Genomic DNA, 24,215 nt, shown 5'->3' with positions numbered 1-24,215 from the left:
AACGCCATCGGCCAGCACGCAGCCCGTGGCGATCGCCACGTCCGGATTGGCATGGAAAAGCTTCTCGATCTCCACCAGGAAATCGGCATCGGGCAGGAAGTCGTCGTCGAAGAACACCATCACATCGGCGTTGCTGGCCGCCATCAGCGCGTTGCGCTGACGGCACAAGCCCACCGGGCTCGACACTGTGGCGAGCTGGGGATGCGCCTGTCGGAGCGTCTCTACATCGACATCCTCGGGCCTCGCCGGGCAGATCAGGAACTCCTCTGGCGGGCGTTCCTGGTTGCGCATGAAGAGCACCGTATCGGCAAGCACCTCCCGGCGGCCGGCTGTGGCGATCGCAATGGCGATCTTCAGCTTGGCGGGCGACGTCACGGTCGCCTCTCTCCAGGGAGTGCCGCCATAGACAACGACGTTGCGGGAATAGTAATCATGAAAATTGCGCAAAATTTGCATCATTGCCTCAGGAGAGAGGTTGTCATACTTCCGCCCAATCATCAGCACTCATAAGGCCGTTGCGTCCTGTCCAATCCGGCCGGCAAAAGAGGCTGGCGGAGCTCACTGGGCCTTGGCAGGCCCCCAACTTGAAAGGGTGGTTTATTTCGAGATCTTGGGTTTTGGTGGCTTCGCGTTCAATGGGCGCTTGTAGCGCCGCTTCCTGACGTGCCGGCCCCGCGAAATCGGCACCCTTACGCGTCCAATACGGCAAGCGCAAAGTCCCCGCGAACTCCCGGAGGTGCAACTGGCGCCGCCGACCTGACAAACCAGTCATGGCGCGGCAAAGCTCGAGGTAGCGCATGGCTGGCACACTGCCACCTCATAATGCCACGCATGGGCATTATTCATTCGTTGGTGTGTCTCCGTAACTACTAACAATTGCATCGCCTTTCAACTCGCCGACAGCATCAACTTCTTGGGAAAATACAATCGCACCGACTATGCAACCGGCGTTTGTCGTTTTTCCAATAGAGTAGGAGGCTTCACGAAGTGCTCTATACATTGTTGGCATTGATACCGTATTTAGAGCCGACAGCTCATTATTGGGGTCGCGCACAAAGGTCACGAGTGCGTAAAATATTTCCGTGGACACAGATGCCTCCTGATCTTTGAGGCCCTTCAAGGAAATTTGCGGGTGAATTTATAGCCGCCCAATGTTCGCCCTTCTCTCCATGCTGCACCTGACGGCAACACCTGAGCGAGACCCCCGAAAAGCAAGGTACCGCCTGGGTAGCCGCGGTTGGGGCAAGCATCCTGACCGAACCCAACGCGGGCCTGCTCGCCGCCGAGTTGACCGTACATACACCGTCGGTGAGCTGTGCGACCTAACCTAGGTTACGGCTTTTGTTGTTAGGCCTGATAAACTCTTTACGGCGGTTGAGTTCTCGCCCATCCGGCCGGCTAAGTAGGCCGGCCACGCTCATGGGCCTTTGGAGGGACCTCCACTTGAATGGACGGTTCCTTTCGAGGTCTTGGATTTTGATGGCTTCTTAGTAATCGCGACCGAGCATTACCCCCTGTCCCAAATTATGCTCACTTAAAATGGCAACTTCGGAGCGCCGCACGGTCCAGAGGTAGCTCCGCTCTTGTGGTTATAGAAGCCCGTGCCTTTGGGGTGTCGATGACATCGGAGGGAACCCATGCCCGCTACAGCCGCCACACCGGCTGTGCCTTCGATAGCAGGCGCGAACGACCAATCCTCGCTCCAGACCTGAAAGGGCGAAAGGCGCCAACCTATGTTAGGGTCAGCTCATCGCCTTAATGGTAGTAGTTTGAGTGTCACTTCAATGTATCGCTTTATGAACTGGCGATAAGACGGCGAGCGCAAAGGACGCACCTATTCGGAGACTTATCAGCGGATGTGTTCTACCTGCCGCAAGTGAGGCCAATGGATTTTCTCGTGCTTGAAGCAATGCAGCAAACCAGGCGCGGCTTGCACCGGCTTGCTTCAACATGCTTACAATTGCGCAAGGACTGCGAAAATCAAAGACTGCGCCGCTAGGCTCGTTCAAGTGGATCCAGCCGAGTTCTGCCGATATCTCAGCGCCATAGGCTTCCCGTGTGATCGCGCCCAGCTACTGGGATTTGCCGAGTGGATTGGAAAGTTCAAGAGAACCCAACCGCTCGGGAGTGTTACTAATTTGCTTTGCCATTTTGACGGCCGCGAGGATCTAGCACTTTTGCCCCGTCCAAGGTTGGAAATTCAATGCGGCGCACCCCGTGTGCTCCCCGTCAGCTCGGACCATGTCCATTCTTCCGCGGCAGGTGCTGGGCTCGCTACTTGGAATTTGGCGGTCGTCTTTCAGGTAAGAGGACACCTCGATTGGGGAAACCATTTCCGAAATCAGCGTGTGGGCTAAGGAAGCCAAATCACTTTTGGGGGACAGCCAGGCCATTCCATACAAGAGGATTCGCAATGACGAAAATTTACAGTCCAAGAGTAGTCGCTAGCGAGAATAGCGCTCCGGGGCATCCTGAAGTGTCGGTCATCGTGCCCGCATTTGACGCAGAGCAATTTGTGAAGGCGGCAGTGACAAGTGCGCTGAGCCAAACCATGCGCTCCCTGGAAGTCATCGTCATAGACGACGGCTCAGGCGACGGAACCGCGCAAATCATTCGGGATCTTGCCGCAAAAGACCGGCGAGTTCGCCCTCTATTCAACACGACGCGACAGGGAGTTTCGGCAGCCCGCAACACGGGACTAAATGCTGCCAAAGGCAATTATATAGCTCTCTTGGATGCCGATGACGCGTGGATCCCCAACAGGCTCGAGCTCATGTTGCGTGTCATGAAGAATCGCGGCTTGGACATGCTCGCCGATCAACTTGAGATCATTGAATTTGAAAGCGGCAAATGGCATGGGCCTGCATTTAATTCCAGCTGGATGACCACCGCCCGGGAGATTTCTGTAGAGGATTTTCTTCAACGGGACTGGCCCGGCTATCACTATACCCGAAACCTTGGTCTCATGAAGCCGCTCGTACGTCGTCGAAACATCGAAGACGCCGGATTGCGTTTTGACGAACGTCTTTCGCTGGGCGAAGACGCTCTGTTTTACGTCTGCCTGATGCTCGCCGGGGCGCGTTTGGGCCTCATACCCGATGCGTTGTATCTGTATTCGGTCCGCCCCAATTCATTGTCGTCGTCTCCAACGCCGACTATGCAGCTTGTCGCAGCAAATGCCGCAATGGTGTCGTGGCTGCATAACCTTCCCAATCGGCGCAAAGATGCTTCTGAAATAGAATATATTCTGAGACGTAGGAAGGGGGCCTTACTAATTCAATATTTGTTCTGGTGTCTCAAAACAATGCGCATAAAACAGGGATTCGGGGTGGCCCATCTTATTTCGATAAATAGCTACTATTCCTGGAGTCTAAAATTCATTCTACATCGTCTCTGGCGGCTTCAGGAAAGGTTCGGTCTTCCTCGATTAATAACGAAGCAACTGTAAGTAGCCTCCCAAGTTTACGTTTCGCTCGATTAAACGATTCAAAATCTCAAATTCAGACTTTGGCCTATCATCATTAGGTGAACGCGCAGACTTTACAACGCTTGAGACCTGGTGTTCCACAACAAGACCCCCGAGACGGCGCGTGAAAGCGAAACTCAAGGAAGATCGATTGGAGGCGACGCGATGCAATCAGACCCGGGCAATGGGCTTCGTGAACACTCAAGGGTGGCGGCAAGAAGTTGCGCATTGTCGACGCCTGGTCGCGCTACATCCCGAATTTCGATCCGCGTTTCAGCTATCGAGGCAAGAATGCCGTCGCCACGCTCGTGCGGTGTGCTGCGCACCTACCCCCGTCGATGCCGATTGTCAGGGGCGGTTCGGGGATCGGCGTTTTTGTTCCATTCGGCCTCCGATCCGCTTACGACTATGGCCTCTTCGGAGGAGCATAAAAAAGCTAGCCGTGCCATCTGAGCACTTTGGTAAGTTGACAGTGCGCCGAAGGTGGTCTGCCACTCGTAAGCGATACAGAGCCTGAAGAGTAGCGGTGACCTCCTACTATTGGCTGGCTTCGCCAGCCTGCCACACGGCTGCCACGTTGTGGCTTGAGGGTCCAGAAGATGCTGAGTTGGATGAGGAAGGCGCTATGTCGGGCCGCAGGCTTGTCGCCGGGGACTAATCCTGGGGAACGACGCGATAGATTCCTGCGGCGCTGCGCGGGACTACCCGATGGTGGGCGATGTCCCCGCGACAGCCAAGGACGCTTCTGGGTCGCAATGCAGCCCCGTGGGATCAAGTGCAGAGTAGACTACTGTATACCAGCACGGTCCACACGGCCTCCACTCCCGATGCTGCGTTCGTGGCCATGGTGATCATCAAGGCGAGTGTCTTTAGGTCGCCTTCGTGATGAGCCATCTAGACTGGCCCGGCCAGGCGACTTGACCCGTCCTTTTCCAGTAGATGTCATCGTCTCGGTTTTCCCTCTGCCATTACAACTGAAGCCATCAGGTGAGGGGTAAGCATCCGAGGAAAACCGTGGAATTATTTGGAGTAGCGGTTGGCGTTGCCGGGTATGATGTGGCGGGCAGGCGGCGAGTGCTTGAGTTGTCTGCTTCCAGCTCCGGGGCAGTAGCTCCGCCAGACGGCATGGCGGGGTGGAGCGGCATCAGTGCAAAACACCCGCACCGACCTGGTCGGCCAGAGTCGAGACGCTGAGGTCGCTGCCCTTGGCCTTGAAGCGCTGGCTCTGGCGATTCAGCGGCAGATGTTGGCCGAACTTGTCGAACAGGATGGTGGCGAGCAGCTTGGGCCCGAGATAGCCGCCCGGCGCCACGTGGAAGGGTGCCGGTGCCTGCGTGATCGCCTCGCAATCGCGGCAGCTGAGCTTCTCGCGAAGGCTAACGGCGCGCTACGGCGGTTTGTTCCTGTGCTTTGCCCGCGTTCCTCCTGCGGAAACGGTGATAACAGGCGCTCTTTGCAAAGGTCGGTGCCTGGGTGGAACGATCGGAGGATTTCGCCAGTTGCAGCTTCGGAGCACACGAAGGAACAACCGATGAGGACAAGCTTTGCTGAAGCCTTGCAACGCCAGGAGGGCGCTCCCGACCTGTCGCGCGCGACAGGCGCTTCCTGGCCCTCTCGCCTGACGTCTTTCGCGGACTTATGCGAGGATAAGGCTGCCGAAGCGGACGAGCACTCCAGGGTTCATTCCGACATTGCGGCGGCGCTTAGCACGCTCGGTATTCTCACCGCTCCACTGCCGTGGCAGGCAGGCGGTGCAGGACTGGCCGAAGCGAGCAACTGGTCCAAGCTGCTCGACGCGCTTCGGACGATCGGCGCAGCGGACCTCTCGATCGGTCGCCTGTTCGAGGGACACGCCAATGCAATAGACCTGGTGCGTCGCTATGGGACCGACAGCCAGTTCCAAACCCTTGCCCACGCGATCGGAAATGGAGCGATGACCGGGGTCTGGGGTGCGGACGGCAAAAACCCTCTCCAGCTTAGCAAGGTTTCCGACGGCTGGTTGCTTCAAGGAGGCAAGATACTGGCGTCCGGCATCGGACTCGTCATAAAGCCGCTGGTCACAGCCGGCAGCGAAGAGGGCCAGCGCCTCATCATGCTCACGCTGGAACCTCGAGAACGCGCAGATCTTTCAAGCTGGACGCCGCTCGGCATGCAATCGAGCGCGACGGGATCAGTAGACCTGACGGGCATGGTCGTGTCCGAGGCCTGCCTGATCGGCAAACCCGGGGACTTCACGCGCCAGCCATATTTCTCGGGCGGAGCCTGGCGCTTCTGTGCGGTTCATCTCGGTGGCATGCAACGCCTCGTCGATCTCTACCGCGAGCAACTCTTGTTGCGCCGGCGTGGTGACGATCCCTACCAGTTGCAGCGCGTGGTGGCATGTGTCGCGGCCGCGGGCACAGCCGCCTTCTGGATCAGGGCTGCGGCACGACAGCTAGCGCTAAGAAGCACTGAAGCGGAAAAGTCAGTCGCGCTGTCGAATGTGGCTCGTGGCATCACCGAACGGGCGGCCCTCGACATCATGGAAACTGTGCAGCGAGGCAGCGGCCTTCCTTCCTTCATCCGGCCCAGTCCGCTCGAGCGGATAGTACGCGATCTCGGTACCTATCTGAGGCAACCGATGCCTGATCTCGCTATGGCGGATGCGGCACGCTTTGCGCTGGCCAATGCCGCGCCAATAAAGGACATGTGGAATTTCGATGAAGATCAGCTCCTATCTTAGAAGGGTCGAAGCATTGCCTTTCGCCAGCCTTGAGATTTTGGGCGCAGGCGGTGTCACCATCCTGGCCCCCCATCCCGACGATGAGTCGCTGGGAACCGGGGGCCTGATCGCGGCCTGTCTCGACGCGGGGCTGCCCGTGCACGTCATTGTCCTGACGGACGGCGCGGGCTCACACCCGAGCTCTCGGCAATTCTCGAAACAGCGACTGGTTGAACTCCGGCGAGAAGAATGCCGGAACGGCCTCAGCAAGCTGGGCCTCGAGCCGGACAAGATCAGCTATTTCGACCTGCCTGATACGAAGGCGCCGACATCGGGGGGCGAGTTCGAGGCTGCGGCTGCACGGCTTGAAGAAACTATTCGTCGAGATGGCTCGACCAGCTTGTTTGTGACCTGGGACAAGGATCCCCATTGCGATCACTTCGCTGCCGCGCGGATGGCGCAAGCGGTGGGAAAGGCAAGGCCCGAGCTTCTGATATGGCATTATCCCATCTGGGGTTGGCTTCTGCCCCGCTCGAAGCGCATCGAGCGACCCGCTCCGGAGGGTTTCAGTCTCGATATCACGCCCTGGCTCGACAAGAAGCGCGCCGCCATCGCCTGTCATGCTTCGCAGCTTACCCCTCTAATCGATGACGATCCGGACGGTTTCATGCTCACTCCGCAGCAGCTCGCGCGCTTTCAAGGGCCGACGGAACATTTCATCCGGAGGCAGGCATGAGCGACGAGACTTCCCGGGGGCCCGAGTTTTTCGAAGAACTTTATCGCGCGGATTCTGATCCGTGGAACTTCGAAACGAGCGAATATGAGAACGGCAAGTATCAAGCCACCCTCGCGGCCCTTGGGCGTCCGTCTTATGCGATGGCGTTGGAAGTTGGCTGTTCGATCGGTGTCCTCACCGCACGTCTTGCACCTCGATGCAGAACGCTGCATGCGGTTGATCTGTCGCCAACGGCAATCGCCAGGGCGAAAGTAAGATGCAGTGCTCGCGACAATGTAAGATTTCAGGTGGGCGCCGCGCCGCACGACCTTCCCTTGAGCTCGTTCGATCTGATCGTGCTTTCCGAGGTTCTCTATTATCTTAGCAGGCAGGATCTGTTGGCACTCACCGTCTGGTGCCGTGCCTCGGCGGCCAGCCGGGCCGAGATCATTCTCTGCCATTGGCTGGGGCCGACCGACTATCCACTGAGCGGGGAAACCGCCAGCAATCTATTCGTAGAGGCTATGGAGCCTTGCCTCGAAAGCCACGCCATCCTCCATGACGAAATCTACCGCCTCGAGCGGATCCGGCTGGGCCCGTAAGAAACGGAGCAGCTTCTCTCCCCGCGCGATCTCCGCAGGCAGCATCGAGGGGCGAAGAGGATTGCAGTAGCGAAGCGCCGCGTTGGTCCTGCACAATTCCTGCCAAAAAACTTCGAAGCACGTGTGCCGAAGCGTGCCAAGCAGGCTTGTCATCTCTCCGGCAGAGAGATCGAGACCCCGCAGTATTGCGGATTTTTGCATGAAACCGATATCGCTCGCCTTACGCAGGTGACCCTTCAGCCAGGCTTTCCTTGTCACAGTGAACGCCGATTCCAACTCGTCGTCACAAAACGTATCGATGACGGCGTGGCGCAATTTCATCGCATCGGCGGCCCCACCCGCTGCCCGGCCATCCAGGCGGCAAGAGGTCGAAACGCACACATCCATGGCATGGCGTACCCTTCCACCGGCACTTTCGACGGCAAGGGTCAGCGCCGCATCCTCCCCCGCGGCCCGCGGCGGCAGGCCGCCGATGGCCCGATACATCTGCAGCGTGATGCCAAGACTGGCGCCCGAGCTGACTTGATGGTTCGGCCAGGGATCGTGAGGGCGGGGATCCAGAAGCGCAAACATCTCGGCGACCACAGCATGGTAATACTCCTCCAGGAAGCCGCGCCGCTGAAAATCTCGACCCAATCCGACGAACTCGCCGGGAGCGGCGTCGACATACCCCGCGACACAGTCCGCACCTTGCGCAAAAGCGCGCCAGCTGTTCGCAAGCCAGGTCGGATGCACCACGCTGTCCGCATCGGTTGTCAGGATGACGCCGTCGGCGAGGCCCTCGGCCTCGAGTTGAGAAGCGGCGATATCCATTGCGGTCTTGCGCGCCAGGCCGGCCGCGGAGCGCTGCGCGCTCGCTTCGGCTTCGAGCACTTTGATGCGCAGCGCCGCTGCGTCCCTCGCCTCGCACGCCTTCGCTACCGTGCTGTCGTGGCAATTGTTGGCATAAAGCACCACCCGGTAGGCATCCGGTGGGATGCGGCGGCCTCGGCCGTCTCTCTGCAACGACAAGGCTGCCAGGCATTCGGATATCCGGTCCTCCTCGTTGCAAGCCGGTATTGCAATGATCGTCGGTCGCGCTGCGATTTGATCCGCAGAAGCGATGACAGGAAAAATAAACGAGGAGTGGCGAGCGCTATTCATTGGCATCCGCGACAAGAAATTTGCGCCGGCCGCAACAACGCGATGTGGCCGATTCTTCTGGAAGTAAACTTGCAGCTCCAAGCTACGTTCCGTCGTGCTTCAAAACTTGTAATGATCAGCAAGAGCACTGTGCCTCGGCCGGCGAACAAGCGATCGAGGCAATAGAGCCGCTCGTACCGAAGATACTCACCGACGACTGCTTGGACCGACGAACACGGCGTGCCAGGCAGGGCATCGCGCCCCTCGATTGCGCGATCGGACAGAAGGCGACTGCATCTGCCGTGCCATGAACCAATCCATCTATGCCAATTGAAAACCGCTCGGGATCGAGAATGTCCGCGACACACCCTTTGCGTTCAACCTGCGCGGCAAAATTGATGTCCATCGGTCGAAAGATGCCCAAGTCTTTTTATCGCCGGCAAGCGCATCAGCCTAGCCAACGGCATATGGTAGCCTGACGATCTGCTATTCAGCCGATTTTTTCAGGGACGACCCTTTGGACCCGCATTTGGGACGCCTTCGGCGGGGGTTGCCACCGGCGGCATCTTTACCTTCTTTGATCTCTGCAACCGTGTCCCACTGCCCGGACCTCGTCGGCCATTTTCGGGGGTGGCCGCCGCGTTTTCGATAAGCCCCGCTTTCCCCGCTATTTCCGGCGTCGGAGCCTCAGATGGATCGGCCTCTTCAATTTCTCTCGCGGCTCGGTGCCAATGGACTTCATGGCTGCCGTGGGCTTGGCCCTCAGCTTCCCAAAGTTGATGGGCGCGCTCGCGAATGCGTTCGTCCTTGCTCTTTTCCATGCTTTGTCCTCCCGGAGCGAATTATCTCCTCCTCAACTCGTGGGCTCGGCACTTGTTGCATGAGGGGGAACCCAACTTGGGCCAAAGACGTTCTTAAGGCGATACGGCGCGTGTCAACCGGACACGATGGCATAGGGAACAGGATGGTTTTTCCGGTTTCCCGTTCTGACCAACGAATTGGTAGCCGAGCCCTTATCCCATCCGTGCGTATCAACCTCCCGAGAGCACCCTCCGACCCTGCGACGCCACGTCGATATTGGGCCTGTTTGGGCCTCCATTTTACTCGGTTCTGACAACCCTTCTATTCAGAAGGGCGGGCAACTTTAAGAGACTTAATGCACTTATCCATCCTTGAGCTCGTGCGTTGCGTGCTACCAGTCTTCTCTCCTGCCCGCTTGGCCCCGCGGCGCAAAGATCGCGGAACTTCTCGACTTCTTCCGGACTGAGGGGTTCGATCCCAAAGTAAGTGTTGTGCGCGGCACTTGAAGAGGATCAGCGTCGATCTTTGCCTGAGGCGCCGCACTGTCGCCGATCTCGATCCGCTGAAGCTTTTGGAAGACATGCGTGCTGTATAGGCGTATCTGGCAGCACTGGCTGATGGCGAAGCAACACCTCCAACGACGTCCGAGCCGCCCGACCGAGCCGCGTTTGTAGCAAGCCTATCGAGTGCCTGCATGAAGGGTGAGATCCGTCCAACGTTCTCCATCGAAGCCAAACCGTGTTATCTGCGAAGTCTACAGAAGGTCTCACCCCAAACCGTCGTTGAGACGCCGGCGCTTAAACAGGTGACTCCACCCGCCCCTGTCGCAACATTCGTGAGAATGAAGGAGAAGCCGAGCCCGGCCAAGCCCGCGTTCAGGGACTCCGCATGGTGTGGCCGATCGTGTGCCGCCGATTGGAGGAATTCACGAATATCAGCGCAATGCAGCTCGTCGAAGAGCTGTGCATCCAGTTTCCGAGCCGCTTTACCCGAAAGCGGTACAACACGCTTCGCCGATGCTTCTTTCGATGGCGAAAGGGGCAGCGCGGTGGTCGGACTTGGGGAGATTGTGATGATCCTTGATTTGGACCGGCAGATCTGAACGGCGATCTCGTTTTGCACGCGGAATATTTCGGCCCCAAACGCGGTCTAGCGTTCGCGCCATAATTGCCTTCCGCTGGCAATCTCGACCAGGCGAACCGAGACGTTGCTACGCCCGACAATCGCAGTCACGCTTCCTTCAACCAGGTACTCGACATTCAAGCGCGCACCGACTACGCGGAGGTCGGCTCGCTCCTCCGCGGATATCGCGAAGCTGGAACTCGGCGCGATGACGGTCGCACCTCGAAAGAGCGAAAGGCCGTTCAGAATGTCCTCTGCGATGCCGTCGACGAAGACCTTGCGGCCAGTGTCGCTTCCGGCACCGTCGGCTGACTGCCGGCATCATCGATTGGCACGGTGACTGTATCGAGGAGATAGCCCCGGCGAGGGATGGTCCGGATCAGGATGGCCCGCGCGTCGTCAAGGCTCTTGCGTAATTCCTTGACCACTTGGGTGAGAGAGTCTTCGCTCACCGTCACGCGAGGCCATACGGCATCCAATAGTTCATCCTTGGAAACCACGCGGCCGGCATTGTTGGCCAGGTAACTCAGGAGCGCGAAAACCTTGGGTCGAAGAGCCAGCGGGACATCGCCGCGGTAAACCCTGCCCTTCTCGGCATTCAGGGAAAACTCACCGAAGCGGATCGATGGCTCGTTGTTTGCGGGCATGGCCACCAAAGCGCGTGAGCATGGTGCGCCATTTAGACAACTTTTGGTTGAGATGGGTCAATGGTTTCCTGTGCTGACCTGGTCTCGTTTTGAGGCTTCTGGCAGGCTTCGGGTAGTTGTCCGCTGACGCTTCGAGGATTCGATCGATCAAAAAGCCTGATATGCAGCAGCCTGCGACGGCCCCGCTGTGAGCCATGAAGATGGTTTCCAGATCGAGCTGAAGGTTGTGCTTTGTCATTGTCGCCTCCTTTTGGATGGAGGCCAGTATCAAATGCCCAACGGTTTCCCTCCTGATGCTCGGATGAGAATTGGCTGAGATTCTCGCACAAGTGTGCCGGTGATCCGTGAGAATGTGCATACCTTGCGGGACGCATCAAGCTGTGAGGCTGCCATTGTGGCATGTCTGCTTCGGGGCTGTCGTCCTATGTCCGTTAATGGCACGAACGCGACCTTGAAGATGGCGCAATTTCAGATTTCCAGAATCTCCCGTAAGCTATCAAGGCACCAGTTGGTAGTCACAGATCACGGTCACGAAGCCACGGCTCGCTAGCGCTCTGCCGACGAACGCATAGTCATCTTTCGATGCCACTATTCCATGAGCCACCGTCGATCTACTAGGAACGCACTTGGCATGCGAAAACTTTCGAGAGGTGTCGCGCTAATCAGCTTTTGTTCATGCGCTTAAACGCCTCGAGGGCGCGCTGCCTTGCGACACCGTGATCGACAATCGGCGCCGGATAAGTTTGCTCGAGACGAATTCCAGCATCGGCGAGTTCTATCGGCCGAGCCTCCCATGGCGAATGCAGTAAAGCGTTGAGAAGTCTACCGATCTCGGGGACCCAACGACGAACGTAATAGCCATCCGGGTCGAACTTCGCGCCCTGAAGTCACGGGCTAAAAACGCGAAAGTAAGGTGAGGCGTCCGCGCCGCAGCCGGCGACCCATTGCCAGTTCGCTGAGTTGCTCGCGAGATCGGCATCGACCAGCGTGTCCCAAAACCACTTTTCTCGGACCTGCCAATGCACAAGAAGATCCCTGATTAGGAATGACGCGACGATCATTCGGACTCGATTGTGCATCCAGCCGGTGCTCCACAGCTGTCGCATGCCGGCATCGACGATCGGATAGCCAGTCAATCCACGCTGCCATACTGATAGGCCCTTGGCGTTCTCGATCCAGGGAAACCGCACAAACTCAGGCCGCAAAGGTGCCGCCGGTAAACGGGGGAAATGAAACAGCAGGTGATAAGAAAACTCGCGCCACGCGATTTCCGAAAGATAGGTCTCGATATCGACCGGCATCGGGTTGCCGCTGTCCGCCAGCGCGCGGGCCGTGATCAAGCGCCAGACCTGACGTGGGCCGATTTCTCCAAAGTGGAGGTGAGGCGACATTCGGGAGGTGCCGTCCACGCCCGGTATATTGCGCTTATTTTGATAGTTTAGGGCCGCGCCGTCGGCAAATTCGTCGAGTCGCGCGTGCGCCCCGGCTTCACCGGGCGTCCACACTGCGTGCATCCCGCCAGCGTTCGCTCGCGCTCTCGCGATGTTGCCGAAACGCTCATCGTGGATTGAAAGCCAACGGAGTGAAAACAAATCGTCGGGGACTTTGTTGACAAGGTCAGTGAAAACACGAAAGGCAGCCTGAAAATGCTCCTCCGATCCCTCGATGTCGCCAGAGTCAAACATCGCGTCTCGCAGGGTGGCCTTTCCGCGTGCTCAATGCTGCGGACAATGTTGCCACAGCCTTTGCCGAAGGCGCGGTGCGCGATCGTTTCGAGGGCAAAGTTAGGCAGTTCCTCTATCGCTCACAACTGGACTGCTGTGCGTGACCTCAATCAGCTCAAAACGAGAGTTGAACCGCCTCGATTTACGCGAGGCGGCGGCCTATGAGATCGGGATCGACACGGATGCAAAGGGCGCCCGAGCCCATACATCCGGGCAGTTAAAGTGAGAACTTGAAGGTTGGAATCTCATCTTTAAGTACAGCGTTTGATCGGAACGGACGCATTCTCACGATCAACTGCAGTGCGACAACCACCACCCGCCCGGCGTACACCTGGCAACAAATCGTTCGACGAAGGTTCTCGGAACCGAAAGCTGGGCCTGTGACACCGTCTCCACGGGCTTCTTGACGGTGTAAAGACGAAATGGACCCGCGCCACTCCGACCTGAAGAACGTCAGCGCCGGGTTACCTTCAGTTTAATGCAAGTCTAATTTTTGCGGCGAGCTCTTCGATGCTAAAGGGCTTCGATAAGGTCTTAGCGTCCAACTCCCGCCCAGACGCAAAGCCGGTGGTGTAAATTACTTCGACATAAGGAAATTCAACGCGAATAACACTTGCGAGCTCCGGTCCGCTCATTCCCGGCATGACGACGTCAGTGAACAGAAGATTGATCGTCTGACCGCCTCTCAACATCGCCAAGGCTTCGTGTCCACTCCTTGCCTGAAAAACGGTGTAGCCCAACTCTCGCAAGGCTTCGACGGAAAATGTACGAACGTGATCCTCATCTTCGACGACGAGGATTACCTGATGTGGACCTCCGACCGCTAGGGCATCGTCTATATTCTCGGACAGCTTCGGCCCCACAGCCTCACCGTCGAATCTTGGCAAGTAAATGTTTATAGAAGTTCCGATGCCAGGCTTTGAATCTAAAGTTATGAAACCACCGGACTGCGTCACGAACCCGAAAACTTGGCTCAAGCCCAGTCCGGTCCCTTTCCCGACTCCCTTTGTTGTGAAGAATGGATCGAAGGCTCGTGAAGCAACCTCCGGAGTCATTCCTGCTCCCCGATCGGCCACAGTAATCAGAATATAGTCGCCGGGCTTCATATCCGCTGTAGCCAGGGTCATTCCCGAAAGGATCGCGTTTGACGTGCTAATACAGACGTCTCCCTCGCCAGACATCGCGTCACGTGCATTGACCGCAAGATTTAGCAAGGTGTTTTCGAGCTGCCCCCGGTCGGCGAGAATGTTCCAAAGATCCGGTGCAAGATCGGTTTGGACACTGATGCGTTCCCCCAACGCCCGGCTCAACATGTCATGCATGCTCGATATGAGGACATTGACTTCGACCGGTTCAGGCTCCAGCGGTTGCTGTCGGGCAAACGCAAGGAGCCTGCGGGTCAAGGCAGCAGCTCTATTGGCCGCTTCCATGGCACCATCGATGAAGTGCCCAACATCCGTCTCGCCTCTCGCAAGATTTCGTTTCAGAAGATTCAAGCCACCGATCACGACGGCCAACATGTTGTTAAAGTCGTGTGCTATGCCACCGCTGAGCTGGCCAACCGCATCCATTTTTTGAGATTGCCGCAGAGCGACCTCGACACGCTCGCGTTGCGCGATCTGCTCCCTGAGACGGTCGTTGGCATCCGCCAATTCTCGTGTCCTTTCGACAATCCGTTCTTCAAGCGTCTCGTTCAAAGATCGAAGGTCGATTTCAGCTTTCCGCAGACGCAAAAGTGCTCGCACGGTTGCAATGAGTTCATCGGGTTCGGCAGGTTGGATAAGATAGGAGTCAGCGCCGCTCTCCAGGCCTAGGATACGATCACCAGGGTTTACATGTGAAGCGGAAGTCTGCAGCACCAACATGGATGGTCGACTTTGCTTGATGATCCTGCAAACTTCAATGCCGCTGAGGTCGGGCAAGTTTACATCAAGTACCAAAAGGGCGGGGTCATGGAGTTCTGCTAGCTTCAACGCGTCAGCGCCGTTGGCGGCTTCAATCACTGTGAAGCCCGCGTTTCTCAACGCTCGTGTTTTGGCATAGCGCATAGCCTCCGAGTCATCGACGTTCAACAGAGTTTCGGAATTTTCTGCCATCTATTCTCACGCCCCGGGTAAAAGAGAAAGCACGGCCTTGCGCGAGAGCTCTTCCTTTGGAATGACGGCATCTGCCGCTGCCAGTCTGGCACGTTCTACCGGACCCAGTACTGAAGAAGTTACAACGATTACGACGGGCTTCCGTTCCGCTGGAATACGCCGGATATCCTGCAGGACGGAGAAGCCATCACGGCGTGGCAAATAGAGATCGAGGAAGACCACCTCCGGTTGCAACGTCGTCAAGAGCTCCAGTCCTTCAGCTCCGTCGACCGCCTCAGCGATTTCATAACCGGTGTCAGCCAGCAACTGGCGAAAGACGTAACGGAAAGTATGGTCGTCATCGACCACGAGAATCCGCTTCGTTTTGTTTGTAGGTGAGCTCGCTTCGGCTAGTTCGATCGATTTGCCTCCGAGCGGCAGGGCGAGAAAGAAAGTGGATCCTTCGCCTAGTGCGCTCTCAACATAGACTTCTCCGCCAAGTAGATCGGCAAATTTTTTCGAAAGTGGCAATCCGAGACCAGTACCTTTGATGCGACCTTGCAGAGGATTGTCGAGCTGTGAGAACTCCTGGAAAATCGTAAGATGATGCTCGGTCGCTATTCCGAGCCCCGTATCTTGCACAGCGAAAAGGACCGTATTTTCGTCTCGCATTCGAGCTGATACCCGAACTTCACCGCGCTCTGTAAATTTTAGGGCGTTGGAAACGAAATTTCGCAAAATCTGAGCTACTTTACCTTCGTCCGCCCGGATCGGCGGCATACCTACAGGTTCCTCGAAGACGAGATCGACCTCATCGCCGACCCGCAAGGGGCGCAGTGCACCACGCAGACCGCCGAAAAGATCAGAAACTGTGAAATCGACGACGCGCAACTCTGTTTTACCAGCTTCGACCTTTGCGATGTCCAACAGATCGTTCACAAGTTCTGTAAGACTGGCAGCCGAGGTACGGATGAACTCGACTTGCCGGGTCTGCTCTTCAGTAAGTGTGCCGTCCACATGATCCAGCAGCAGCCGCGACAGGGCTGTGATGGAATTGAGTGGCGTACGGAATTCGTGGCTCATATTGGAGAGGAAGCGAGACTTCAACTCGCTCGCTCGACGCAGTTGCTCAGCCTGTTCATCCAATTCGGCGTAAAGGGCGACAACGCCGCGATTGGTGTCCTGGAGTTCAGAATTGAGCCGGCCGAGTTCATCCTGCCTCGCCCGCTCAGCGGCGAGGCTGAGGAGCAGCTCCCTGTTTTGGTCGCGTACTTCATGAAGGGGATTTGCAGGCGTTTCAGATACCAGATCCCGAGCCATAATCCCAAGAGCCTTCTGGCCGACGCGCTCTGCTTTCCGAGGCAATCGTTTGGAGAGAATGACAGAGGTGCCTTCATTCTGGTTAGATTTAATCTCGAAGGCGTCCACAAGCCGCCGGGCGCCGCTGATCCCAACCCCTATACCAACTTGCGATGTATGTCGGCCTTCCAAGATGCTGTCGAGGTCTTCAATTCCTCCGCCCTCATCGCTGATGCGTATCATTAGGGATTGCCCCGCCTGTTCATTCACGAGCGAAAATTCCGCGCGGCCGCCGCCGCCATAAGTGTGAGCGTTACGGGCAATTTCGGAAACGGCGGTGGCTATTCTTGTTTGATCCTGGGACTCGAATCCTAACAGTCCGGCAATGCGGCGCGCCCGTTGCCGGACAGCAACCACGTCCGATTCGTCTTCAATGGCGACGGCGATGATGGGCCAGTTCATGCTATAGATCCGTTGACAGTCACAACGGTGGCGTCGTCCCGGCCGCGGTTATAGTCACGATAGAGAACTGCTGAAATGAGAGATGGATGGCGGGAGATCAAGCCGGGGTAGCGATCCATTGTCCATGCGGTCCCGATGCCATCCGAATGCATCACAAGTAATCCCGACCCCTCATAAGGGTAGGAGAAGGCCTGGATCTTCCGGGCAATATGGCCGGCGGTGCCATTATGAGAAACCATTTTCTTGACGCTGGTGGACGAAATAATTGACCCGGCAATATTTCCTACGCCGACAAACTCGACAATCCTAGCCACTCTATCGATGCGAGCAACAGCGACTGCAGCGCCGCGTGTAGGCCGCAGACCCTGATGCGTGCGCTCGATAATTTCCGGCAGCGGCAAGGCGCTATACTTCTCGAAAATACGCGTGGCGGCGAGCGCTGCCTCAGCAGCCAGCGAACCGTGACCAAGTCCGTCAACGACCATGACCGTTTCACCGCGCCCAAATGCCACAACGTGCCAGCCATCGCCGCAGGCAGTTTCTCCAATTTTGGGGACTGATACTGCCCCCCAAGCGCTACGCGTATCGGAAGGGGAGCCCAGCTTCCCCGTTTTCATACGAGCCAACACAGCGGTACCTGTGCCGATCTGAGAGTAGATATCGAATGCATGTGACTGACGACGAATTGCTCCAAGCCCCTGACCGGCGCTGCCTGCGGTAGAGAAGCCGTCTTTGAGGCTTGCCTCAATATCGCGAATGCCGCGACCCTTATCCACCGAAATACATTCAATCCCAGTCCCGCTCGCGTCGTCGAACTCACCGAGCAGAAGTTCGCCGCCTCCGCCGTGCTTGATGAGATTGGTCGCTAATTCGCTGGCAACGATCGACACGCGTCCGAGTTCTTCTGAGCTGAAGCCTCGCTCCTTGGCCAATGTCGCGGCAATGCGTCGTGTCTCCGACACCTGCGAAGGATCGGCTACTGGGACCGCGATCACGATTTCCACCGTGTGATCATAACCCGTGTACCTTTTCCAGGCGCCGATTGGATTTCGAATTCGTTTGACAGACGTTTTGCGCCTCCCAAGCCGAGCCCAAGTCCACCCCCGGTTGTATAACCGTCCTTGAGCGCCCGTTCGAGATCTGGAATGCCGGGCCCATTGTCCTCGAATGTTATGGTCATTCCGCGACGACCTCCGCGCTCAACAAATGCGATGTTAGCGGTGCCCCCCCCGCCATAATCCAGTGCGTTGCGGGCGAGTTCACTGGCGGCCGTTATAATCTTGGTCTGATCCACCAAGCTCAAACCGATCTGGACCGCTCCGGATCGGACCTCCTGGCGCACCCGGACCACATCGTCGGAATTTCGGATTTGGACGACGCTATTCTTCCCTAACGTCGACATTGTCGTCCCCTGACTCACGGAGACGCCTTTGAATAAGATCGATGCCGCGTTCGACATTCAGCGCCGTCTTGACCCCTGTGAGGGAGAGCCCAAGTTCGACAAGCGTGATGGCCACAGCGGGGCGCATGCCTACGACCACCGTGTCGGCATCCAGCATTCTCGAAACCGCAGCTATATTGTCCAGCATACGTCCGATGAAACTATCGACGATCTCAAGCGCGGAGATATCGATCAGCACTCCTTTGGCGCGAGCCGACACAATCTTTGCGCTAAGGTCCTCTTCCAGTGCAATGGCGAGACGGTCGTGCATATCGACCTGGATGGTCACCAGCAAGACTTGGCCCATCTTAAGAATAGGAATACGATCCATGGCTAGATTTTCATTTTTACTACAGTGCGGCCCGTCCGTTGCAAGGCCAGTGCGAACGCATCTGCCAGCGAGGCCTTCGACACCACGTTCAACTCGACTCCTAGATGAACCATGGTCTGGGCGATTTGCGGTCGGATCCCGCTGATCAAACAATCGGCGCCCATAAGCCGGGCGGCTGCCACGGTCTTGAGCAGATGCTGGGCGACAAGCGTGTCGACCGTCGGGACCCCCGTAATGTCGATGATGGCGATCTCGGCGCTTTGTTCGACAATCGACTCCAATAGATTCTCCATCACGACCTGGGTGCGCGCGCTGTCAAGAGTGCCAATAAGCGGTAGCGCGACAATGCCATTCCAAAGTTTCACGACCGGAGTTGAGAGTTCGGCAATCTCCTGCTGCTGACGCAGAATGATTTCTTCCCGTGTTTTTTGGAAAACCTCCATGCTGTAGATGCCGAGTTCATCGACAATCGTCGTGATGGTTTCAACCGCCAACGCGAGCTTGTCAGCATCCTTCATACGCTTGAGACGATCAAAGATCGGTCGCTTGAACGAAAAGATGAAAGCCACGGTCTCGCCCGGAGAAAAGCCTTGCACCGCGCGCGTTTGCGACATGTCCCGCACAAGCTCACGCACTCGGCTAAAATTTTCCGCTTGCGTGTCACTGTCGCCACTCCTGAGTGCCTTGGCAATTTCCGCGAGCAACTCGCTTCCTTGGGTGCGAGCCTCGCTCTCAGTCGTCCGGCCCGCGGCGAAAGCATCGATCTCCTTGAGTCCCGAAATCCAATCGGTAATGACGGCAGACTGGTCCTTTACCAAACTCTCATGGAGCTCGGTCACACTTCTTCCCGCCATGTAGGGATCCCTCCGGTTTGGACGCATCATAGAAGGAATTGTTGCGCCGTCATTCGGTTTGTTGAGTCAGCAAACACTAGCGCAGAGAGTCCAAAGGTGGAGGCTGCCGCCGGGGACACCTTCTTGCACTGGCCCAACGCATAGAGGTAACCGACAGGGTGGCCCGCATCATGGAATCGATGCTGCAACTGCTCGGCGCCCTAAAGCGCCGCTTCAAGCGCGAAATCGGCCGATATTAGCGTTCGCGGTCTGTACCGAGATGGCGACCCTGGTAAAATTAGAACTGTTGCGCTCACTGGCGCTAAATGCCTGCTGGACCGCCTTCCCTCAATGTTTTGTCTGGCGCCCGGCCCACCCTCAAGCACTCCATTCTGTTGCTACTTGCGACTAGACGGACACTTCTGGCAATAAAGATCCAAAAAAGCCTCCCCAGGATCGGGGCAGGTAGCGATGTTTTTCTTACGTTGCCGAAGTCCTGAACATTTGCCTTGCCGAATGGTTCCCCTCTTTTGCACGCATGTAGGAGAAGTACAGTGAGCACGAGCGGCCTGCCGCAAGAGGCAATCGACGCATTGCAAGACCTCTCGACGAATGGCCTGGACACGGAGATCTCACCGCCCATGCTGAAGATCCTCGGGGATCAGGGTGACGCGGAGCTCCGAGATGGAAGGTGGGCGGTCACCGATGCCGGCCTATCGGTGCTCAACGACAAACTCCAGGACCTGCCGCCATACTTGGGCAAGGCGGATTGATGTCACCGTGAGCACGCTATGCAACTGCTGGAAAGCCTGCGCTCACGTTAATCTGCGTAGCGTGATCGTCAATCTCGATCCGGGCAAATAGCATCTTGAGGCCCGCTGCCCGAAGTGCCGGATATCCCGCGCCTCAGAAGACTTCGCCTTTTCGACTAGTTAGCTGGGGCCGGTGCTGGGGTCTGTTGATAGGGCGGAATGACCTGACGATGAGCGCCCGCATTCTTGGGGCTGGGATGGTGATGATGCTTCACAACCTTGGTCTTCGTCATCATAGGAGGCTGCGGTTCAGCGGTGCGAGCAGAACCCGCCATCGCCGCCGCGGACGGAATAATCAATGCACCGGCAAGTAGAGCCGAAACGAAAAGCTTGTTCATGTTATTGTCACCCTGTCTGGGCTTTACAGGCCCGAGGACAAACACAACGGTATCCAGATGGTTCCCTCAAGGGCGTGGCCATCACCCGCGACCTCGGGGAAGCGGCTGATGATCGGCACATATCCTGCGCTGCAATGGGCGATCCGTCGGCTCTAAGCTGGGCTGAAGATTTACTGGCTTGGATACATTTTCTACGCAACGAGGCGTCAAGGCGCCGGATTAAGGCGAAGGTGCACGACGACCGGGTTTCACTAGCCCGGCCGCACGATGTCTGGGGCGATAGGCGCTGGTAAAGGATCATTTGGAGACCGGCGGTACGATCATAAGCGTCAGGTCAGAGCTCTTTGACAGCCTTGGCGGCATTTCAGGGGAGTAGTTCTTCGATCCTGTTGATCGGGTGCCGACCGGGCCTTTATCGCGAGCATGAGGCGAGCAGCGCGCAATGTGCACAGGTTTGAATGTGACTGGAGGCGCGATCGCTTTCAGTCGACAGACTCCGATGCAAAGGGGTTGCTCACCACACCTCCGACGGGCCACCTACAAACGCAGAGCGCTTCGGCAGATACTAACCGGACCACTGCGTGCCAGTCAGTGGAACTAGTCGGGCGATCGGCAAGTTAAAATCCGAAGAGACGGCACAGATCCGTTGCAGTTGAACCGCGTGCTGCGCGCTCAACGCATGCACGCCGTCTTACAATCACTAATTCAGAGGAGCGCGAGATGATGCGGTCACTTAAGTTCATGGCCGGCATATGTTTCCTTCTATCTTCGTTGAGTTTGCCGGCCCTCGCCCAAGGCGCGCCACAAACGGTCACCTTGATGAAGATTGATCCCTCGACCTTAGCCACAGGGTATAGGACGTCGAAAGTGGTGGGAAGCACAGTTGTCAATGACGTTAATGAGACCGTCGGAAAGATCGATGACCTGATCGTTACTCCGTCGGAGAAGGTCCCATTTGCGGTACTGTCGGTTGGCGGATTTTTGGGGATCGGCACAAAATATGTCGTGGTCCCGTTCAGTTCACTGCAGATAAAAGACAAGCAGATGGTGCTGCCGGGTGCCACCAAGGACTCCCTCAAAGCTCTTCCTGAATTCAAGTACAACACGAGCGAGTGAATAATATATTTGCCACTAACTAATCTATCCTGCCAAGCGGCTGGCGCGGTTAACGACTAACGCAGCGATCGGCCGAACTACGGTGTGCCGAAGCTGCCCTCCCTTCTCGCCGCCCTTGTGTGCGGCGGGATGGCCGGTGTGCTTGCCGCGGCCGGATCCACCTTCTTTCTTGCCGCCGCCATCATCCTTGTTTACGTGGCCCAGGCTCGCCGTTCGGCCTCATGCTCGGGACACGCCACACTCCCCATTCTACTGTGTCACGAAGTTCGTTGATACATCGGTTTGACTCTCATGGCTTGGCAGCATGGACATCGCAGAAGAGTTCTTGCGAGGACGTTCGCTCCCGTCCACCCCGAGGTTTAGGAGGCAGCGGTTTCTGCCCCGGCGGCCACACGCTCAATGTCGATTGCACGCCGACGACATAGGCCAATCCAAAGGCCGTGATGCCGGATCGGAAGCCGCCGTCGACCCCGTAACCGACATCAGCCAGCACGACGCCACGCGCCACCCCGGCTTCAAGCGCAATCTTGATCTGCTCGAGTGCGATCTGTGGCTTGGTCTGGAAGATCACCTCAGGGGGACATTGGCTTTCTGGCGCCCCTCGGTATCTTCAGCCCACTCCTGCGGCAGATACATTTGGTAAGCAATGGCAGGCTGGCGGCATGATTGGCGACAGATAGCGATACGGCTACCTGGCAATTTGGTCGTCTTGCCCATCTGCTGCGCCTGGCTGGCGGTGGTTTCGTTGGTGGTGCTCACCGCGGCGGTGCGCTCAGGGCCGCGGCTGGACCGTCGATCAGCTTCGCTCCGACGATCAACGTCAACGCTGCCGGCACGAAGGAGCAGAATCAGGACGCCGCCGATCGAACGGCGAAGGCTGTAGAGCAGCAGGTGCGCCAGATCGTCAGTTCGAAACTCGCACAGCAGATGCTCCCCCGGCAATTCACTATGGCGCGCGGCAAGGGGGCGCTAAGGCGGCAGAGCTTCATTCCACCCAGACAGAAAAAGTCGAAGTCTTCGATTGACGGCCGGGTGCTGGGGAGGATGCCGCCATTGTGGTCAACGCTCCGGTGGCCCAGCCTTAATCCGCCTGAGCCTCGGCGCCCGTCTGCCCTTAGTCCGCTTGCCCCTCTGGAGCAACGCTTTCTCCCCCCACTCCCTCGTCAGGGCTAGTCGACATTCGCTCGTGTTCAGAGTCGGCAGCTTCCTGAAGCCAACTCCTGACGATCCTCGTGCCCGAAGGGCCGATGATCTCGCGGAGGTTCAGCCCCCGAACCTCATCTGGCGTTGGGTGCCAGCCTGCTGGTCTTGCGCCTTCGGAGGGGTGTAATTCATGCCAGAGCGCGTTCACGATGCGCGAGGCTTTGTGTGGGACGGATGTATAATCTGTGATCTCCATCTGCGTTGTCCTGGCCTCGATCCTTCTGTCGTGAGGAACCCAAACCAAACCGTCGGCGCCGAACGCCGGCTCCCCAGTGAGGCTCACCCGTGACCCAACGTCCCGTAGACCAGGATGTTCCCTCGCCCGCAGTCCTAGCGCCCGCTACAGGTCTGTGGGAGTGCATCAGACGGGCGGGCCCGATGCTCCCTGACTAGCTGAAGTCTCGTCCTTTGCGTGCGTCCGGAGAGTGCATCGTTGCAGAGGGGACATCTGACGCGGCACCTCGCACGCCGGCGAGTTGCTCCAAGCGTGATGGTAGACCATCCAGTTAGAGCCTTCCGGCGCCTTTGGTCGAGCACACGCGGCCGATATCTGTGGATCAGCTGCCGGCGGTCGGACACCACCACATTCGCGGAAGGCCATGGAATACCTGTTAATATTCATGGTGCAGCGTTCGATCAAGTTGGATGCAACGCCCCATTCTGTGCACGCATGACGTGCGACTATAATCCCGGATTGCTTGTACGTGCACCGGTCCATGGCCGGCGTAACCGGCCCGGAAGGCGTTCCTCCACAAAGATTCATCACGTGCTGGGAATTGACCTCTGTGACGGGACTCGACGTCACGCAACTCGCAAGGGCAAAAGCCTCCAATATAACGAACAGACAAACCTTCATTCCCGCCCCCGCAGCCAGCAACCGAATTGCTACCAAGCGCCAAACGTTACGGCAATCGCCGGAAGGCCACCCTCCGCCAAAAAACCCAAGGTACTGGTTTCTGGCCCTCCGGCAGGGTCTCGCCCACCTCGACGTCTGTCCAGGTGCGAACAACGAAACTCGTACTTCTTCATCATGTCGGGCCGATCGCCCACAATATTCAGGATTATAAAATGGCACTCTTATTGAAGTAGGCGAAGCCTGCGGAGTTTTATCTCGCTGGATTTCGCAATTAATCGCGGAGAAAACATTGCCCAACGCCCCCGCGGCAAGTTCCTCGATGCGATGCGCGCTGCATACTACCTTCACATGCGCGAACAGCTGATTGCGAAGGCCCACAATCCGCCCAGGGAACGCGCAGAGATCGTCGCCAGACTGCGCATAAATGGACACCACGCCGACGCAGACGCGCTGGTGAAAAATACCGGAGCGGAAACGCGGGGCAGGTTCGCGGCGTGACGGTGTTAGAGTCGCAATGACACTCCACACCTTCCAGTCGATATCGTGGTG

19 protein-coding genes and 4 pseudogenes are annotated in these 24,215 nt (G+C 57.5%); 6 read left to right on the top strand and 17 right to left on the bottom strand.

Annotated features, from left to right (window positions below; translation table 11 throughout):
* Both QQL24_RS29835 and QQL24_RS29830 read right to left on the bottom strand, forming a co-directional pair.
* Nucleotides 1-447 (bottom strand): glycosyltransferase family A protein (locus QQL24_RS29835; protein WP_284315943.1); only part of this gene is annotated, 447 nt, incomplete at its 3' end.
* A 391-nt stretch (nucleotides 448-838) separates the two neighbouring features.
* Nucleotides 839-1,090, bottom strand: a complete 252-nt coding sequence (locus QQL24_RS29830; protein WP_284315942.1) for a hypothetical protein — start codon at nucleotides 1,088-1,090, stop codon at nucleotides 839-841.
* Nucleotides 1,091-2,413: 1,323 nt separating this feature from the next.
* Between QQL24_RS29830 and QQL24_RS29825 the strand changes: the two genes are divergently transcribed.
* Nucleotides 2,414-3,448 (top strand): glycosyltransferase family 2 protein, encoded by a 1,035-nt coding sequence (locus tag QQL24_RS29825; RefSeq protein WP_284315941.1) that lies wholly within the window; start codon nucleotides 2,414-2,416, stop codon nucleotides 3,446-3,448.
* A 1,174-nt stretch (nucleotides 3,449-4,622) separates the two neighbouring features.
* On the opposite strand, the pseudogene QQL24_RS29815 reads toward QQL24_RS29825, so the two are convergent.
* A pseudogene (locus tag QQL24_RS29815) lies at nucleotides 4,623-4,844 on the bottom strand (IS66 family transposase); the annotation flags it as partial.
* Between the two features lie 153 nt (nucleotides 4,845-4,997).
* Here QQL24_RS29815 and QQL24_RS29810 point away from each other — a divergent pair.
* Genes QQL24_RS29810 through QQL24_RS29800 form a run of 3 tightly spaced genes read left to right on the top strand, consistent with a single transcriptional unit; the run spans nucleotide 4,998 to nucleotide 7,484 of the window.
* A complete protein-coding gene (locus QQL24_RS29810) occupies nucleotides 4,998-6,188 on the top strand; it encodes an acyl-CoA dehydrogenase family protein (protein WP_284315940.1) in 1,191 nt (396 codons plus the stop codon).
* A 13-nt stretch (nucleotides 6,189-6,201) separates the two neighbouring features.
* Complete coding sequence (locus QQL24_RS29805; protein ID WP_284315939.1) at nucleotides 6,202-6,903, top strand: PIG-L deacetylase family protein; 702 nt, start codon at nucleotides 6,202-6,204, stop codon at nucleotides 6,901-6,903.
* Complete coding sequence (locus QQL24_RS29800) at nucleotides 6,900-7,484, top strand: SAM-dependent methyltransferase (protein WP_284315938.1); 585 nt, start codon at nucleotides 6,900-6,902, stop codon at nucleotides 7,482-7,484. Before QQL24_RS29805 ends, QQL24_RS29800 begins: the two co-directional genes overlap by 4 nt.
* Here the strand turns inward: QQL24_RS29800 and QQL24_RS29795 are convergent.
* From QQL24_RS29795 to QQL24_RS29745, 11 genes and pseudogenes are all read right to left on the bottom strand, one after another.
* A complete protein-coding gene (locus QQL24_RS29795; RefSeq protein ID WP_284315937.1) occupies nucleotides 7,392-8,708 on the bottom strand; it encodes a glycosyltransferase family 2 protein in 1,317 nt (438 codons plus the stop codon). The genes QQL24_RS29800 and QQL24_RS29795 overlap by 93 nt on opposite strands.
* Nucleotides 8,709-9,109: 401 nt before the next feature.
* Nucleotides 9,110-9,427 carry a DUF2934 domain-containing protein gene (locus QQL24_RS29790; protein WP_284315936.1) on the bottom strand — a complete coding sequence of 106 codons (318 nt, stop codon included), beginning with the start codon at nucleotides 9,425-9,427 and terminating at the stop codon, nucleotides 9,110-9,112.
* Nucleotides 9,428-10,771: 1,344 nt separating this feature from the next.
* Nucleotides 10,772-11,176, bottom strand: a complete 405-nt coding sequence (locus tag QQL24_RS29785; RefSeq protein ID WP_284315935.1) for a winged helix-turn-helix domain-containing protein — start codon at nucleotides 11,174-11,176, stop codon at nucleotides 10,772-10,774.
* The gene (locus tag QQL24_RS29780) at nucleotides 11,139-11,414 is read right to left on the bottom strand and encodes a hypothetical protein (RefSeq protein ID WP_284315934.1); all 276 of its coding nucleotides are present in this window, start codon (nucleotides 11,412-11,414) and stop codon (nucleotides 11,139-11,141) included. The genes QQL24_RS29785 and QQL24_RS29780 overlap by 38 nt, the downstream gene beginning before the upstream one ends.
* A gap of 424 nt (nucleotides 11,415-11,838) precedes the next feature.
* Nucleotides 11,839-12,567 (bottom strand): annotated as a pseudogene (locus tag QQL24_RS29775) (cryptochrome/photolyase family protein).
* 803 nt (nucleotides 12,568-13,370) lie between these two features.
* The gene (locus QQL24_RS29770; RefSeq protein WP_284315933.1) at nucleotides 13,371-14,996 is read right to left on the bottom strand and encodes a response regulator; all 1,626 of its coding nucleotides are present in this window, start codon (nucleotides 14,994-14,996) and stop codon (nucleotides 13,371-13,373) included.
* A 6-nt stretch (nucleotides 14,997-15,002) separates the two neighbouring features.
* Nucleotides 15,003-16,736: an ATP-binding response regulator gene (locus tag QQL24_RS29765; protein ID WP_284315932.1), complete on the bottom strand. Its 1,734-nt coding sequence runs from the start codon at nucleotides 16,734-16,736 to the stop codon at nucleotides 15,003-15,005.
* Nucleotides 16,733-17,740 (bottom strand): ATP-binding protein, encoded by a 1,008-nt coding sequence (locus tag QQL24_RS29760; protein WP_284315931.1) that lies wholly within the window; start codon nucleotides 17,738-17,740, stop codon nucleotides 16,733-16,735. The genes QQL24_RS29765 and QQL24_RS29760 overlap by 4 nt, the downstream gene beginning before the upstream one ends.
* Nucleotides 17,728-18,138: an anti-sigma regulatory factor gene (locus QQL24_RS29755; RefSeq protein ID WP_284315930.1), complete on the bottom strand. Its 411-nt coding sequence runs from the start codon at nucleotides 18,136-18,138 to the stop codon at nucleotides 17,728-17,730. Before QQL24_RS29755 ends, QQL24_RS29760 begins: the two co-directional genes overlap by 13 nt.
* On the bottom strand, nucleotides 18,116-18,508 hold the full coding sequence (locus tag QQL24_RS29750; protein WP_284315929.1) for an STAS domain-containing protein: 393 nt from the start codon (nucleotides 18,506-18,508) through the stop codon (nucleotides 18,116-18,118). The genes QQL24_RS29755 and QQL24_RS29750 overlap by 23 nt, the downstream gene beginning before the upstream one ends.
* Nucleotides 18,509-18,510: 2 nt before the next feature.
* A complete protein-coding gene (locus QQL24_RS29745) occupies nucleotides 18,511-19,347 on the bottom strand; it encodes an STAS domain-containing protein (RefSeq protein WP_284315928.1) in 837 nt (278 codons plus the stop codon).
* A 548-nt stretch (nucleotides 19,348-19,895) separates the two neighbouring features.
* On the opposite strand from QQL24_RS29745, the gene QQL24_RS29740 reads away from it, so the two are divergent.
* A complete protein-coding gene (locus QQL24_RS29740; protein WP_284315927.1) occupies nucleotides 19,896-20,114 on the top strand; it encodes a hypothetical protein in 219 nt (72 codons plus the stop codon).
* Between the two features lie 155 nt (nucleotides 20,115-20,269).
* On the opposite strand, the gene QQL24_RS29735 is transcribed toward QQL24_RS29740, so the two are convergent.
* Complete coding sequence (locus tag QQL24_RS29735; protein WP_284315926.1) at nucleotides 20,270-20,491, bottom strand: hypothetical protein; 222 nt, start codon at nucleotides 20,489-20,491, stop codon at nucleotides 20,270-20,272.
* Nucleotides 20,492-21,211: 720 nt separating this feature from the next.
* Between QQL24_RS29735 and QQL24_RS29730 the strand changes: the two genes are divergently transcribed.
* Nucleotides 21,212-21,607, top strand: coding sequence for a PRC-barrel domain-containing protein (locus tag QQL24_RS29730; RefSeq protein WP_284315925.1), 396 nt, complete (start codon nucleotides 21,212-21,214; stop codon nucleotides 21,605-21,607).
* A 49-nt stretch (nucleotides 21,608-21,656) separates the two neighbouring features.
* Here the strand turns inward: QQL24_RS29730 and QQL24_RS29725 are convergent.
* A pseudogene (locus tag QQL24_RS29725) lies at nucleotides 21,657-21,834 on the bottom strand (plasmid stabilization protein); the annotation flags it as partial.
* A 101-nt stretch (nucleotides 21,835-21,935) separates the two neighbouring features.
* Nucleotides 21,936-22,317 (bottom strand): annotated as a pseudogene (locus tag QQL24_RS29720) (transposase); the annotation flags it as partial.
* Nucleotides 22,318-24,215: the final 1,898 nt, after the last annotated feature.

The organism is Labrys miyagiensis (assembly GCF_030160835.1).
GTDB lineage: Bacteria > Pseudomonadota > Alphaproteobacteria > Rhizobiales > Labraceae > Labrys > Labrys miyagiensis.
The sequence above is the reverse complement of the archived record's forward strand: the minus strand, read 5'-3'. Positions and strand labels throughout refer to the sequence as shown.

What these genes read in the sequence shown, in the direction of transcription:
- QQL24_RS29825 (WP_284315941.1), top strand. Translation starts at nt 2,414, where the DNA reads ATGACGAAAATTTACAGTCCAAGAGTAGTCGCTAGCGAGAATAGCGCT.
- QQL24_RS29810 (WP_284315940.1), top strand. Translation starts at nt 4,998, where the DNA reads ATGAGGACAAGCTTTGCTGAAGCCTTGCAACGCCAGGAGGGCGCTCCC.
- QQL24_RS29800 (WP_284315938.1), top strand. Translation starts at nt 6,900, where the DNA reads ATGAGCGACGAGACTTCCCGGGGGCCCGAGTTTTTCGAAGAACTTTAT.
- QQL24_RS29790 (WP_284315936.1), bottom strand. Translation starts at nt 9,427, where the DNA reads ATGGAAAAGAGCAAGGACGAACGCATTCGCGAGCGCGCCCATCAACTT.
- QQL24_RS29785 (WP_284315935.1), bottom strand. Translation starts at nt 11,176, where the DNA reads ATGCCCGCAAACAACGAGCCATCGATCCGCTTCGGTGAGTTTTCCCTG.
- QQL24_RS29780 (WP_284315934.1), bottom strand. Translation starts at nt 11,414, where the DNA reads ATGACAAAGCACAACCTTCAGCTCGATCTGGAAACCATCTTCATGGCT.
- QQL24_RS29770 (WP_284315933.1), bottom strand. Translation starts at nt 14,996, where the DNA reads ATGGCAGAAAATTCCGAAACTCTGTTGAACGTCGATGACTCGGAGGCT.
- QQL24_RS29765 (WP_284315932.1), bottom strand. Translation starts at nt 16,736, where the DNA reads ATGAACTGGCCCATCATCGCCGTCGCCATTGAAGACGAATCGGACGTG.
- QQL24_RS29755 (WP_284315930.1), bottom strand. Translation starts at nt 18,138, where the DNA reads ATGTCGACGTTAGGGAAGAATAGCGTCGTCCAAATCCGAAATTCCGAC.
- QQL24_RS29750 (WP_284315929.1), bottom strand. Translation starts at nt 18,508, where the DNA reads ATGGATCGTATTCCTATTCTTAAGATGGGCCAAGTCTTGCTGGTGACC.
- QQL24_RS29735 (WP_284315926.1), bottom strand. Translation starts at nt 20,491, where the DNA reads ATGAACAAGCTTTTCGTTTCGGCTCTACTTGCCGGTGCATTGATTATT.
- QQL24_RS29730 (WP_284315925.1), top strand. Translation starts at nt 21,212, where the DNA reads ATGATGCGGTCACTTAAGTTCATGGCCGGCATATGTTTCCTTCTATCT.